This is a genomic window from Rhodococcus sp. OAS809, assembly GCF_040546695.1.
Lineage (GTDB): Bacteria > Actinomycetota > Actinomycetes > Mycobacteriales > Mycobacteriaceae > Rhodococcus_F > Rhodococcus_F qingshengii.
This window is the reverse complement of record NZ_JBEPOI010000002.1, coordinates 1,102,261-1,114,878: the sequence shown is the minus strand read 5'-3', so window position 1 is coordinate 1,114,878 and position 12,618 is coordinate 1,102,261. Positions and strand designations below refer to the sequence as shown.

Annotated in this window: 15 protein-coding genes; 11 read left to right on the top strand and 4 right to left on the bottom strand. The window is 63.0% G+C overall.

The window, feature by feature from the left end:
• Window positions 1-43 precede the first annotated feature (43 nt).
• Window positions 44-913 (top strand): acyl-CoA thioesterase II, encoded by an 870-nt coding sequence (gene tesB, locus ABIE52_RS08055; RefSeq protein WP_007732935.1) that lies wholly within the window; start codon window positions 44-46, stop codon window positions 911-913.
• On the top strand, window positions 913-1,518 hold the full coding sequence (gene pdxT, locus ABIE52_RS08050) for a pyridoxal 5'-phosphate synthase glutaminase subunit PdxT (protein WP_007732937.1): 606 nt from the start codon (window positions 913-915) through the stop codon (window positions 1,516-1,518). Before tesB ends, pdxT begins: the two co-directional genes overlap by 1 nt.
• Window positions 1,519-1,543: 25 nt before the next feature.
• On the opposite strand, the gene ABIE52_RS08045 is transcribed toward pdxT, so the two are convergent.
• Window positions 1,544-2,221, bottom strand: coding sequence for a response regulator (locus ABIE52_RS08045; RefSeq protein WP_125051019.1), 678 nt, complete (start codon window positions 2,219-2,221; stop codon window positions 1,544-1,546).
• Complete coding sequence (locus tag ABIE52_RS08040; RefSeq protein ID WP_238592720.1) at window positions 2,176-3,390, bottom strand: sensor histidine kinase; 1,215 nt, start codon at window positions 3,388-3,390, stop codon at window positions 2,176-2,178. Before ABIE52_RS08040 ends, ABIE52_RS08045 begins: the two co-directional genes overlap by 46 nt.
• Before the next feature lie 111 nt (window positions 3,391-3,501).
• On the opposite strand from ABIE52_RS08040, the gene ABIE52_RS08035 reads away from it, so the two are divergent.
• Window positions 3,502-3,702, top strand: a complete 201-nt coding sequence (locus ABIE52_RS08035) for a hypothetical protein (protein ID WP_003943331.1) — start codon at window positions 3,502-3,504, stop codon at window positions 3,700-3,702.
• Window position 3,703: 1 nt separating this feature from the next.
• A complete protein-coding gene (locus tag ABIE52_RS08030; protein WP_064444554.1) occupies window positions 3,704-4,405 on the top strand; it encodes a GAP family protein in 702 nt (233 codons plus the stop codon).
• A gap of 30 nt (window positions 4,406-4,435) precedes the next feature.
• Here the strand turns inward: ABIE52_RS08030 and ABIE52_RS08025 are convergent, their stop codons facing one another.
• Both ABIE52_RS08025 and ABIE52_RS08020 read right to left on the bottom strand, forming a co-directional pair.
• Complete coding sequence (locus ABIE52_RS08025) at window positions 4,436-5,356, bottom strand: hypothetical protein (protein ID WP_058227940.1); 921 nt, start codon at window positions 5,354-5,356, stop codon at window positions 4,436-4,438.
• On the bottom strand, window positions 5,353-5,709 hold the full coding sequence (locus ABIE52_RS08020; protein WP_003943322.1) for a GntR family transcriptional regulator: 357 nt from the start codon (window positions 5,707-5,709) through the stop codon (window positions 5,353-5,355). The genes ABIE52_RS08025 and ABIE52_RS08020 overlap by 4 nt, the downstream gene beginning before the upstream one ends.
• Window positions 5,710-5,854: 145 nt before the next feature.
• Here ABIE52_RS08020 and ABIE52_RS08015 point away from each other — a divergent pair, with 145 nt between their 5' ends.
• From ABIE52_RS08015 to secF, 7 genes are all read left to right on the top strand, one after another.
• Window positions 5,855-6,607, top strand: a complete 753-nt coding sequence (locus tag ABIE52_RS08015; RefSeq protein ID WP_007732951.1) for a YebC/PmpR family DNA-binding transcriptional regulator — start codon at window positions 5,855-5,857, stop codon at window positions 6,605-6,607.
• A 124-nt stretch (window positions 6,608-6,731) separates the two neighbouring features.
• Window positions 6,732-7,301: a crossover junction endodeoxyribonuclease RuvC gene (gene ruvC, locus ABIE52_RS08010; protein WP_003943325.1), complete on the top strand. Its 570-nt coding sequence runs from the start codon at window positions 6,732-6,734 to the stop codon at window positions 7,299-7,301.
• Window positions 7,298-7,897 (top strand): Holliday junction branch migration protein RuvA, encoded by a 600-nt coding sequence (gene ruvA / locus ABIE52_RS08005; protein WP_007732953.1) that lies wholly within the window; start codon window positions 7,298-7,300, stop codon window positions 7,895-7,897. Before ruvC ends, ruvA begins: the two co-directional genes overlap by 4 nt.
• The gene (gene ruvB, locus ABIE52_RS08000) at window positions 7,894-8,991 is read left to right on the top strand and encodes a Holliday junction branch migration DNA helicase RuvB (RefSeq protein ID WP_192712463.1); all 1,098 of its coding nucleotides are present in this window, start codon (window positions 7,894-7,896) and stop codon (window positions 8,989-8,991) included. The genes ruvA and ruvB overlap by 4 nt, the downstream gene beginning before the upstream one ends.
• 138 nt (window positions 8,992-9,129) lie before the next feature.
• Entirely contained in the window at window positions 9,130-9,477 is a 348-nt protein-coding gene (gene yajC, locus ABIE52_RS07995) for a preprotein translocase subunit YajC (protein ID WP_003943339.1), read from the top strand.
• Window positions 9,478-9,674: 197 nt separating this feature from the next.
• Window positions 9,675-11,396: a protein translocase subunit SecD gene (secD, locus tag ABIE52_RS07990; protein ID WP_003943310.1), complete on the top strand. Its 1,722-nt coding sequence runs from the start codon at window positions 9,675-9,677 to the stop codon at window positions 11,394-11,396.
• Entirely contained in the window at window positions 11,393-12,616 is a 1,224-nt protein-coding gene (secF, locus tag ABIE52_RS07985) for a protein translocase subunit SecF (protein ID WP_007732958.1), read from the top strand. The genes secD and secF overlap by 4 nt, the downstream gene beginning before the upstream one ends.
• The last annotated feature ends 2 nt before the right edge of the window (window positions 12,617-12,618 follow it).

Sequence of the window (12,618 nt, the reverse complement as noted above, 5' to 3'; positions counted from 1 at the left end):
CGTCATCGCGCCCAGTGCGGCGGTCTATGTTTTCGGAGGACTCATGGTTGGTATCGAGGAGATCCTCGCGCTCGAACACCTGGAGAAGGACATCTTCCGTGGTGCGGTCCATCCCACCGCACTTCAACGGACGTTCGGCGGGCAGGTTGCCGGGCAGTCGTTGGTTTCTGCCGTGAGCACCGTTGACGAGAGCTACCACGTGCACTCGTTGCACGGATATTTCCTGCGCCCGGGCAATCCGAAGATTCCGACGGTCTACCTGGTGGACCGCATCCGCGACGGGCGCTCGTTCTGCACCCGCCGGGTGAATGCAGTTCAGGACGGCAAGACGATCTTCACGATGTCGGCCTCGTTCCACGTCGACGACGAAGGTATCGAGCACCAGGACCGGATGCCCTCCGTTCCGGCGCCGGAGGACTTGCCGGATGCGCAGACCGTTCCGAAGTTGGCTGAATCGCAGTTCTATCAGGAGTGGAAGAACTGGGACATCAGAATTGTGCCCGCTGAGCAGAGCGCGTCAGCGCCGGATCTCGCCGCGCAACAACGCGTGTGGATGCGCTACCGCGAGGCTCTGCCGGATCGTCCGCTGCTGCACATCTGCACCCTCGCGTACCTCAGTGACATGACCCTGCTCGGAACTTCCAAAGTCCCGCACCGCGGCGTGAAGACGCAGACTGCTTCGCTCGATCACGCGATGTGGTTCCTGCGTCCGTTCCGGGCCGACGAGTGGTTGCTCTACGACCAGACGTCGCCGTCGGCAGGTTTTGGTCGCGCGCTCACTCAGGGGCGTATCTACGATCGCGATGGCAACATGGTGGCAGCGGTGGTTCAGGAGGGTTTGACGCGTCTCGAACGCGAACCCGACAGCCATGAGAGCAAGAACAGCCGTGAGAACAAGACAGGAACTGTGTGATGACGCGTCCGTTGATCGGTGTACTCGCCCTCCAAGGTGATGTTCGCGAACACCTTGCCGCACTCGATGATTCGGGAGCGGATGCGGTGGGTATCCGGCGCCCGGAGGAACTCGACAAGGTCGACGGCATCGTGATCCCCGGTGGCGAATCCACCACAATGAGCCGGCTTCTGCAGGTATTCGAGCTGCTGGAACCGCTTCGTGAGCGACTCCGCGGCGGGCTGCCGGCTTACGGATCGTGTGCGGGCATGATTCTGCTCGCCAGCGAGGTACTAGACACCCGGCCGGACGCCGAGCATCTCGGCGCCATCGACATGACGGTGCGCCGCAACGCTTTCGGTCGGCAGGTCGATTCTTTCGAGTCCGACCTGGAGTTCGAGGGCATCATCGGTGATCCCATTCGCGCTGTCTTCATCCGCGCGCCGTGGGTGGAGCGAGTTGGGCCGGGCGTTGAGGTCCTTGCGCAGGTTCCCGCCGCCGCGGGGGAGGCCGCAGGCCGGATCGTCGCGGTTCGGCAGGGCTCGGTGATCGCCACTTCTTTCCATCCCGAGGTTACCGGGGACCGTCGAGTGCACGAGATGTTCGTCGATCTGGTTCGCGGATAACTGGAGTAGTCAGCCTCGGCCGAACCTACAGCTCCAGTTCGCGGGCAAGGATCGCCGCCTGGACGCGTGAGGTGAGGTGCAACTTCGACAGAACTCGCGACACGTGCGACTTCACCGTCGGAGCACCGACTCCGAGTTCACGCGACAGTTCGGCGTTGGACATACCCGTCCCCAACAGCGCGAGGACCTCGCGTTCACGGTCGGTGAGCTCGCTCAATCCCAGCGGTTCGGTGGGTTTGGGTGCGCGCTGCACGAACTCGCCGATCAGGACACGCGCCGCGCGCGGAGCGAGCACTGCACCTCCGGCCGCGACGTTGCGGATAGCGCTGGTCAGCTCGTCCGCGGTCGCAGTCTTGAGCAGGAATCCCGAAGCACCGGCGCGCAGGGCCGCGAAGACGTATTCGTCGAGGTCGAAGGTGGTCAACACCAGAACCCGGCTGCGGGTCGTCCCGATGATCTGACGCGTCGCCTCGATGCCGTCGGTGCCTGGCATCCGGACGTCCATGAGTACGATGTCGGGTTGATGCGTGCGGGTGACGGTGATCGCCGACGCTCCGTCACCGGCTTCTGCGACGACATCGATGTCGTCGTGCTGCCGCAGGATCATCGCGAGTCCCGACCGGATCGCGGCGTGGTCGTCGACCAGGGCGACGGTGATCACCGATCCGTTCCGTTCGGCGCGGGGACCGGTATCTGTGCGCATACCGTCCATTCTCCGTCGACCGGAAGTGCGTCGAGTGAACCGCCCAGCAGTTCGGCGCGGTGACGCATGTTTGCAAGTCCGTGCGTTCCCGCCCGAAAATTGGATGTGTCGCGACCGACGGGGTTTCGGATCTCGATCTGTAATGCATTGTGCTGGAGAGAGATCGACATCGAGATTGGCGCGCCAGGCGCATGCTTGAGTGCGTTGGTCAAGGCTTCTTGGGTGATCCGATACGCCGTGTGATCGACCACGCTCGGCAGGTTGGCAGCATCGACGTCGATCGCAACGTGCACAGTGCCGCCGGCTGCCCGAACTGCGTCCAGGACGACGGGCAACTCGGTCAGCCGCGGCGGAGAGGAACGCGGGTCCGGGGTCTCGTCGTCCCCGGCGTGGAGCAGTTCGATCATCGAGCGCATCTCGGAAAGGCCCGCGAGACTGCTCGATCTGATCGCCCCGATCATCTCCCGCAAGCCGTCGTCTGGTTCGCCCCGTTCACCGGAGAGAGCTGAGGTGGACAGTGCCGCCTCCGAGTGGATGGCGATGGCGGAGAGGTGGCTTGCGATCACGTCGTGCAGATCGCGCGCCATGGTCGCGCGTTCGTGAGCGACCGCGGCCTCGCGGTCCAGAGCGGCGAGTGCTTCGTGGACTCTGGAACGCTCGCGTTCGGCCTCGGTCAGTTCGACTTGTCGACGGATGACCAGTGCCCACCACACCGGTGTACCGAAGAACAGAGCGGTCACGACGCCCGCCCCAGCCGCAGCGCGGACGTCCTGGGTGGACAGGTAGACGAGGGCGGTGAGCGCGGCAACCGTCACTGCGGTCAGAGAACAGACCACTCGGCCCAACCGCGCCGTCCCGTACAGAACTGCGGCGTAGGTGAGATCCGAGAGGACCAGCCACATCGGCAGGGTGGGTCCCAGGGCGGCGTCGACCGCGACGATGACGGCCCCCGCCGCCAAGGCTGTTGCCGGATGCACCCGCCGGAACGAGTCGATCGCACACAGCAGAGCCAGCATCCCGATCCGAACCCCGGCGGGAACGTCGGCGACACCTCCGACATCGGTCCACATTTGGTACAGGCCGACCAGGTAGAGGAGTACCCCGATCGCGAACAGGCCGAAGGCGATGAGCGGATCGTTCCACTTGCCGACACTCCGACTTCTGGTCACCACAGACTTATCAGAGCACATCGGGGCGCCTGACTTGTCATACCAAATGATGAGGTCGGCGTTGTTCCGATGGCTGATGTGCGGATTCGATAGAGAAGACAGGCTCGACGTATGAAAATTCGCTTCGAGTTGATGATCGGCATTCTCTTGGTCGTCGGTGGCGGCTGTCTGTGGCTGTTCGCGCGTGACGCCGAGTTCTTCTGGTTTCGCGGCGGACCACTCGGCGTGATCCTCGCGATCATCGGTGCCTTCGACATCGTGAATGCAGTCCGAACGAGGGAGACAGCGATACCCGAGCGCCGAAACGACTGACGTGGAACTCGTCCTGCTCACCACGCTGGGCGGGCTCGCCCTGCTGGACAGTACGAGCATCGGAACCTTGGTCGTCCCGGTCTGGATGTTGTTGATGCCGGGACGACCGCAGGTTCGCAGGCTGCTGACATATCTGGTGGTCATCACGACGTTCTATTTTGTTGTCGGGGTGGTCGTCTGGACGACGGCACGGGCAGGCATGCCTGTCGTCGCCCCGCTACTCGACACCCCCGCCGCCCGCGTTGCGCAGTTGATTCTCGGTATCGCGTTGTTCGCGTGGAGCTTTCGATTCGATTCCGAGAAGAGACGCACATCCGGTCAGGCCGATCGAACCCATGTTTGGCGAGAGCGGGTGCTCGGCTCGGCCAGTTCCGCGAGAAGTGTTGTACTTCTGGCGATTGCTGCCGGAACCGCCGAATTGGTGACGATGTTGCCCTACTTGGCGGCGATCGCGATGATCACCGCTGCTGGGCTGCCCGCAGTCACGTCTGCGTCGATACTTGCCGGATACTGCCTGATCATGGCCATGCCCGCAGTGCTTCTGTTGTGCGGGCGGGTCGTGGCCGGCAACCGCCTCGACAAGCCGCTGCGCCGAGTGGACTCGCTGATGTCTCGCTACGGCGACAGCGCAATGGGTTGGATATTCGGCATTGCCGGTTTCTACCTCGCCGGCAATGCCGCTGCCGTGTTGTTCGTGAGTTGACGTTGTTCGTGAATTGACGTTGTTCGTGAATCAACCAGCCTGAACCAACGAATTGATCAGCTTCACACCGTCTTCCGGGTGATCGACGGTCACGGCGAACAGTCGTCCGTTCTCGAGAGTGACCACGATGGCCTCACCCGAGCGGAGAGTGACGGCTGTTCCGCGCGGTGTCATTCGGTAACCCCATCCGCCCCATTCGGCCGGACGTATCGCGTCGACTGATGCGGACTTCACCTTCGAGATGGGGATCTTCTTCCATTGAACGCCCCAGGAACTGATGCCGACACCGTGACGGTCGACGCGCACGGTGACCGACGCGAATGCTGTGACGGCGAGGGTGGACACACCCAGGATCACGGCAACCCACCAATCCGAGTACGCGGCAGTCGCGATCACGAGAACTACGAGGCCGGCGGTAACGATCCACGGCCAGACGCTGCGGACCTGCCCGACCCACACTGCACGTTCGGAGGCCGTCAGCGGAGTGTCGAGCGTCGGGGTCGGCAGTGGCGACTCCGGGCCGCTTCGTTGCTGGTCAGGCAGCGCGTATGCCAGAACTCCTACGAGTACCGCCGCGATCGGCGCAAGAATCCACCAGCCGATACGCGCGGCTTCCGGCGACCCGGCGTCGATCGTCAGGGCGACGCTCAGAATCCAGATCGTCGCCAGTGTCGCACTCGAGATCGAGGTTACGGCGAGAAACAAGGGCGCGTTGTCGCTCGAACGGGCCGCGACGACACAGGCGCAAACGACAGCCACCAGAGAAATCACCAGCGCGATGGCGAAAAACGTCGTCGTGGTGCTGAAGCCGTCCGGGGTCGATCCGGACCAATGGCTCGCGACGGTCTCGGGTAGGCGGTCACCCCACGCGAAGCGTGCGAGAACCAGGATCAGGGTCGGGATCAGAGTCAGCGAAGCTGCTGTCCAGAGTCGGATCTTGCTGGTCGTCATTGTGTGCTGGTCTCCTTGATGAGGTCGAGCATGTGCGCAGTGTCGAGTCCGAGATTTCGGGCCTGCCGTACGAACTCGCGCGCAGATTCGTTGAGAGCTGTCCTTCCCGAGTCGAACTCGGCGCGAATGACGGCGCCACGTCCGCGTCGGAGGTCGATCAGGCCTTCGTCGCGGAGTGTTGCGTACGCACGAAGAACCGTGTGGAGATTGACGTCGATCGACTCGGCGAGAGCGCGAGCGGACGGCAGGCGGTCACCTGGTCCGATCTCACCGCGGATGACCGAGCCACGAACCCCGGCTGCAATCTGCTCCGCTAGTGGAGTTGTGGAGGCGTGATCTATTCGGACCAACATGTTTGCATTCTATGCAAACAATGCGCGGTTTGACTAATTCGTGTCGGGGGATGCAGCGAGTTGTGACGTGGGACGGGTAACATCGGCAGAGCTGAAAGACGCGCATTCGGCGTGCGCAACGCAGCAGGAAAGGGGCTTGAATCGCATGAGCGGCCACTCAAAATGGGCCACCACCAAGCACAAGAAGGCTGTGATCGACGCACGTCGTGGCAAATCCTTCGCGAAGCTGATCAAGAACATCGAGGTGGCGGCACGAACCGGCGGTGGCGATCCCACGGGCAACCCCACCTTGTACGACGCCATCCAGAAGGCGAAGAAGACGTCTGTTCCCAATGACAACATCGAGCGTGCGCGCAAGCGCGGCGCCGGTGAAGAAGCGGGCGGCGCAGACTGGCAGACCATCATGTACGAGGGCTATGGACCCAACGGCGTCGCCGTTCTGATCGAGTGCCTCACCGACAACCGCAACCGCGCAGCCGGTGAAGTTCGCACCGCGATGACCCGTAACGGTGGCAACCTCGCTGACCCGGGTTCCGTCTCCTACCTGTTTGCTCGCAAGGGTGTCGTCACGCTCGAGAAGAACGGCCAGTCGGAGGACGACGTCCTGATGGCTGTGCTCGACGCCGGTGCCGAGGAAGTCACCGATCTCGGTGAAACCTTCGAAATCGTCAGTGAGCCACAGGATCTGGTTGCCGTACGTTCGGCCCTTCAGGAAGCCGGCATCGACTACGACTCCGCTGAAGCCGATTTCCGCGCTTCCGTCGAGGTTCCCTTGGATGTCGACGGCGCACGCAAGATCTTCAAGCTCGTCGACGCGCTCGAAGATTCTGACGACGTGCAGAACGTCTACACCAACATCGATCTGTCCGACGAGGTTCTCGCGGCTCTCGAAGACTGATTGTTTTTCAACTCAACCCGGCCCTGACGTCCGCGTCCGGGCCGGGTTGCGTGTTGATGCGGGGTAGTAGTCCCGCGCACCGCTAAGCTATCGAACAGCTGTTCGGTATGGAGAGGTGTGACAAGTGCGCGTGCTCGGAGTGGACCCAGGCTTGACTCGCTGCGGGTTGGGAGTGGTCGACGGGAGCAACGGCAGGAAAGTGCGCCCCATTGCGGTCGACGTGGTGCGGACTCCGGCCGAGATGGACCTTGGTTCTCGGCTTCTGCGGATCTCCGATGCGGCTGAACTGTGGATCGAGCAGTACAAGCCGGAGGTGGTCGCGATCGAGCGCGTGTTCGCGCAGCACAACGTCAGTACCGCGATGGGGACAGCGCAAGCAGGCGGAGTTGTCGCGCTCGCTGCCGCCAGACGCGGCATTCCGGTGTGTTTCCACACGCCCAGCGAGGTGAAGGCCGCCGTCACCGGCAGCGGTAACGCCGACAAGGCGCAGGTCACCGCGATGGTGACGCGAATTCTGAATTTGAAGACGGCGCCGAAACCTGCTGACGCTGCCGACGCTCTGGCGCTGGCGATCTGTCACTGCTGGCGAGCACCGATGATCGAGCGGATGGCCCGCGCCGAGGCGATGGCCGCTGAACAAATGCGTAAGTATCAGGCAAAATTGGCCGAGACGAAGAAGGCAGGTTCACGATGATCGCGTCGGTACGCGGCGAGGTACTCGATATTGCGCTCGATCACGCGGTCATCGAAGCGTCAGGTGTCGGCTATCGGGTCAATGCCACCCCGGTGACTCTCGGTGCGCTGCACCGGGGAAGCGAAGCGCGACTGTTCACGACGATGATCGTTCGCGAAGACTCGATGACGCTGTACGGTTTTTCCGATACCGAGTCGAAGGACCTGTTCAGCCTCCTGCAGACGGTTTCCGGAGTCGGACCGCGCCTGGCGATGGCAACTCTCGCAGTTCTCGAACCGGACGCGTTGCGGCGGGCGCTCTCGGAAGGCAACCTGACGGCGTTGACGAGGGTGCCCGGTATCGGAAAACGCGGCGCCGAGCGCATGGTTGTCGAACTGCGTGACAAGGTCGACGCCGTCGCGACGACGGCTGGCGCGGCGTCCGGTGTCGTCGTCGGCAGCTCGATCCGTGATCAGATCGTCGAGGCTCTCGAAGGTCTGGGCTTCCCGATCAAGCAGGCTGAGCAGGCCACGGATTCGGTTCTGGCGGAATCGCCCGAGGCCACCACGTCGGTCGCACTGCGTTCTGCTCTGTCGCTGCTCGGTAAGACTCGATGAACTTCGACCCGATCGACGATTTCGACGACGAGTCGCAGGTCTCTGCCGAATTGGTGGCGGGAGACGGTGATGTCGAAGCGAGTCTGCGCCCCAAGAGTCTCGACGACTTCATCGGTCAACCTCGTGTTCGCGAACAACTGCAGCTCGTGCTCACCGGAGCAAAACTTCGCGGCAGCACGCCTGATCACATCCTGATGTCCGGTCCCCCCGGGCTCGGCAAGACGTCGATGGCGATGATCATCGCGGGGGAGTTGGGCTCTTCTCTGCGGTTGACGTCCGGACCGGCGCTCGAACGCGCCGGAGACCTGGCTGCGATGCTGAGCAACCTCGTCGAGGGCGACGTGTTGTTCATCGACGAGATTCACCGAATCGCTCGTCCGGCCGAGGAGATGTTGTACCTGGCCATGGAAGACTTCCGTGTCGACGTCGTCGTCGGTAAGGGGCCGGGCGCCACGTCGATTCCTCTGGAGGTTGCACCGTTCACGCTGGTCGGTGCGACTACGCGGTCGGGTGCGCTGACCGGTCCGTTGCGCGACCGCTTCGGGTTCACCGCTCACATGGATTTCTACGAACCCGAAGAGCTGCAACAGATTCTGATGCGTTCGGCCGGAATTCTGGGCGTCGATCTCGAAGTCGATGCCGGTGCCGAAATCGCACGACGCTCGCGGGGGACACCGCGTATCGCGAACCGATTGCTGCGCCGGGTTCGCGACTTCGCCGAGGTGCGCGCCGACGGAATCGTCACCATGGACGTCGCTCAGGCGGCCTTGGCCGTCTACGACGTGGACCAGTTGGGCTTGGACCGTCTCGACCGTTCGGTACTGAGTGCTTTGGTGCGTTCGTTCGGCGGCGGGCCCGTCGGCGTGTCGACGCTTGCGGTGGCCGTCGGCGAGGAACCGACGACGGTGGAAGAAGTGTGCGAGCCGTTCCTGGTCCGGGCCGGAATGATCGCCCGGACGCCGCGAGGACGTGTGGCTACCGCCGCTGCTTGGACTCAACTCGGAATGACACCGCCGCCGGATGCCGCAGCGGGCGGTATCGAGGTTCGTGTCAACGAACCGCAGGCCACGTTGTTCGATCCGAACGGCGAGTGAATTTCGACTGGAAAGGCCTACTTGAACGGCCGATCTGTCAGGAATCCTCAGCAACTAATGGCACACTGGTGTATTGCGTAGGTCCATCCGGGACCATCGCGGCGTAAAACGTGCAACACAACCGAGGTTGATCAACACATGTCGAGTTTGCTTTTCCCCCTCTTGATCCTCGCACTGCTGGTGCCCATGTTCCTGGGCATGCGCAAGCAGAAGAAGGCCTTGGCCGCGACTTCCGAGATGCAGGACTCGCTGCAGGTCGGCGATCGGGTGCAGACCACGGCCGGGCTCTACGCCACGATCGCTTCCCTGGACGACGACACCGTGGACCTCGAGATCGCGGACGGTGTCATCACCACCTGGTCGCGTCTGGTCATCCGTGAGCGCGTCGTCGAGACGACCGAGACCGACGAGTACGACGACGACTCGATTTCCGAGATCGAAGAGTCTGCTGCCGACACCGAAATCCGGCTCACCAAGGAGTCCTGACTTCGTCGAACTGGTACGTGTTCTAGAGTTGTGAACTCGGACACACGTCCAGATCGGTTTGTCCGCTCTTACACCAGCAGCTCAGTTCACCCCGTTGATCAATCGTTGCAGTTCGAACGCCGCAGCTCGGGTGGTCGTCGACCACCCGAGCCGTGCACTTACTGAAGCTCTGCACCTACCGAGGAGACTTAAAGATCGTGGCACCTTCCACCGGAACGGTGCATCCGGTCCGCTACCTGGCCCTTTTCGGGGTCCTGGTAGTGGCACTGTATGCCCTGGTGTTCTTCACTGGAGACAAGTCGGCCACGCCGAAACTCGGCATCGACCTGCAGGGTGGAACGCGCGTCACGTTGACCGCTCGTACCCCGGACGGCAGCGCTCCCAGTCAGGACAGTCTCAAGCAGGCTCAGGAAATCATCGAGACCCGCGTCAACGGTCTCGGCGTTTCCGGTTCCGAGGTCGTTGTCGACGGTGACAACCTCGTCATCACCGTTCCCGGCGACGACAGTGCGCAGGCTCGCTCGCTCGGCCAGACCGCTCGTCTGTACATCCGCCCGGTGACGGGTTCGATCGACGTCGCCACCCGTGACGCGAATCGGACAGCTACGCCTGAGGCGCCGGCGGCCGAAACTCCGGCCACTGATGCACCGGCCCCCGAAGCACCCGCTGACGGGACGCAGACGCCGCAGAACCGTCCGTTCCTGGCTCAGGACCCGACTACTCCCGACGCAACGCCCGCGCCGCAGACAACGACTCCGGCCCCCACCGGGGACGCTCCGAGCGACGGCACCGACGAAGGCGACGCAGCAGCAGCGGAAATCGCCGCAGCGCGCGCCCTCCGGCAGAGCAGCGATCCGACAGTGCAGCAGCAAGCAGTGGCGAACCTCGACTGCTCCGTCGCGGATCCGCTCCGTGGAAACGACGACCCGACCCTGCCGCTGGTCGCGTGCTCGCAAGACGGACTGAACATCTATCTCCTCGGTCCTTCGATCATCGACGGCCAGGAGATTGCCGACGCGTCTTCGGTCTTCAACTCGCAGCAGTCGCGCCACGAGATCAGCCTCTCGTTCAAGACGACCGGCAGCAACACCTGGGCCGAGTTCACCTCAGCCAACATCGGCAAGCAGGCAGCGTTCACGCTCGACTCGAAGGTCGTCAGCGCTCCCACGATTCAAGGTGCAACGCCTGCGGGTAGCGCCACCTCGATCACGGGCAGTTTCACTGCCGAGAGTGCCAAAGAACTTGCCAACACACTGAAGTACGGTTCGCTTCCGCTCTCGTTCGCAGCCTCTGAGGCCGAGACGGTCTCGGCCACGCTCGGCCTGGCCTCACTGCAGGCGGCATTGATCGCCGGCGCGGTCGGTCTCGTTCTCGTTCTGCTGTACTGCCTCGTCTACTACCGCATGCTCGGCGTCCTGACGGCGTTGTCGCTGATTCTCTCCGGAGTCATGGTCTACGCGATCATGGTTCTGCTCGGCAGATACATCGGCTTCACGCTCGACTTGGCCGGCATGGCTGGTCTGATCATCGGTATCGGTATGACCGCCGACTCGTTCGTCGTGTTCTTCGAACGCATCAAGGACGAAATGCGTGAGGGCCGTAGCTTCCGCTCGGCGGTGCCACGCGGTTGGGCAAGAGCACGCCGAACAATTCTTTCCGGCAACGCGGTGAGCTTCATCGCCGCTGCGGTTCTGTACGTGCTGGCGGTCGGACAGGTGCGCGGCTTCGCCTTCACCTTGGGTCTGACGACCATTCTCGACGTGATTGTCGTGTTCCTCGTGACGTGGCCACTGGTCAGCATGGCGTCCCGTTCGGCGTTCTGGTCCAAGCCCAGCGTCAACGGTCTCGGCGCAGTGCAAGAGGTTGCCCGCGAACGTAAGGTTGCCGCCGCTGCGTCGGCTAAGGAGACACGAGCATGAGCGAGTCCAACAACTCCCCGGTGGGGTCCACCAACAGTTCCGCCGCCGAGTCCGCCGATGCGGCGGCCCGGTCGGAGATCACCGACTCAGGCGTCGATCAGGGCGCGATGCCCAAGCACAGCTGGCTCTCGCGGCTGTACACCGGAACGGGTGCGTTCGAGGTCGTCGGCAAGCGTCGCTTCTACTACGGACTGACCGGCGCTCTGGTCGCCATTGCGCTGCTGAGCATCATCTTGCGCGGCTTCACCTTCGGTATCGATTTCGAAGGCGGATCACGCATTCAGTTCCCGGCCGAGGGCGGAGTCGAGACGTCGGCGGTGGAAACCGTCTACTCCGACACACTCGGGTTCGAACCGGTCAGCGTGCAGACAGTCGGCTCGGGTGCCAGCGCAACCGTGCAGATCCGGTCGGAGACGTTGAACGCGACGCAGATCAACGATCTTCAGTCGGCTCTCTTCGACGAGTTCCAGCCCAAGGACAAGAACGGGAACCCGTCGGCGCAAGCCATCAGTTTTGCGGACGTGAGTGAAACCTGGGGCGGCCAGATCACCAAGAAGGCGCTGATCGCGCTGATTGTGTTCCTGGTGATCGTGAGTATCTACATCGCCATCCGCTTCGAGCGGGACATGGCGGTAGCTGCGATCGTTGCGTTGTTCTTCGACATCATCGTCACTGCCGGCGTCTACTCGCTCGTCGGTTTCGAGGTGACGCCCGCGACGGTGATCGGTTTGCTCACCATTCTCGGCTTCTCGCTGTACGACACCGTGGTGGTGTTCGACAAGGTCGAAGAGAACACCCGCGGTGTTCTGCATCTGACGCGCCGGACGTACGGCGAGCAGGCCAACCTCGCGGTGAATCAGACCTTGATGCGATCGATCAACACGACGGTCATCAGCGTGCTCCCGGTGATCGCTCTGATGGTTGTCGCGGTCTGGATGCTCGGCGTCGGCACACTCAAGGACCTTGCGCTCGTTCAGCTCGTCGGCATCATCGTGGGTGCGTACTCCTCGATCTTCTTCGCGACGCCGCTCCTGGTGTCGATGAAGGAACGCTGGGGACCCGTTGCCGCGCACACTCGTAAGGTGCTCTCGCGCCGGGCTACGCTGGCCGAGAAAGGTACGCAGACGGTTGCCGTCGGCGCACCAGTTGCACGCCGTGCTCCGGTTGCTCCGCAGCCGGGTGCGCGGCCGACCGGAAAGCGAAACAAGAAGGGGCACTGAAC

Coding starts and splice junctions, on each gene's coding strand:
- ABIE52_RS08045 (WP_125051019.1), bottom strand. CDS start 2,221: ATGCGCACAGATACCGGTCCCCGCGCCGAACGGAACGGATCGGTGATC.
- ABIE52_RS08020 (WP_003943322.1), bottom strand. CDS start 5,709: ATGTTGGTCCGAATAGATCACGCCTCCACAACTCCACTAGCGGAGCAG.
- yajC (WP_003943339.1), top strand. CDS start 9,130: ATGTCGAGTTTGCTTTTCCCCCTCTTGATCCTCGCACTGCTGGTGCCC.
- tesB (WP_007732935.1), top strand. CDS start 44: ATGGTTGGTATCGAGGAGATCCTCGCGCTCGAACACCTGGAGAAGGAC.
- pdxT (WP_007732937.1), top strand. CDS start 913: ATGACGCGTCCGTTGATCGGTGTACTCGCCCTCCAAGGTGATGTTCGC.
- ABIE52_RS08015 (WP_007732951.1), top strand. CDS start 5,855: ATGAGCGGCCACTCAAAATGGGCCACCACCAAGCACAAGAAGGCTGTG.
- ruvA (WP_007732953.1), top strand. CDS start 7,298: ATGATCGCGTCGGTACGCGGCGAGGTACTCGATATTGCGCTCGATCAC.
- ABIE52_RS08025 (WP_058227940.1), bottom strand. CDS start 5,356: ATGACGACCAGCAAGATCCGACTCTGGACAGCAGCTTCGCTGACTCTG.
- ruvB (WP_192712463.1), top strand. CDS start 7,894: ATGAACTTCGACCCGATCGACGATTTCGACGACGAGTCGCAGGTCTCT.
- ABIE52_RS08035 (WP_003943331.1), top strand. CDS start 3,502: ATGAAAATTCGCTTCGAGTTGATGATCGGCATTCTCTTGGTCGTCGGT.
- secF (WP_007732958.1), top strand. CDS start 11,393: ATGAGCGAGTCCAACAACTCCCCGGTGGGGTCCACCAACAGTTCCGCC.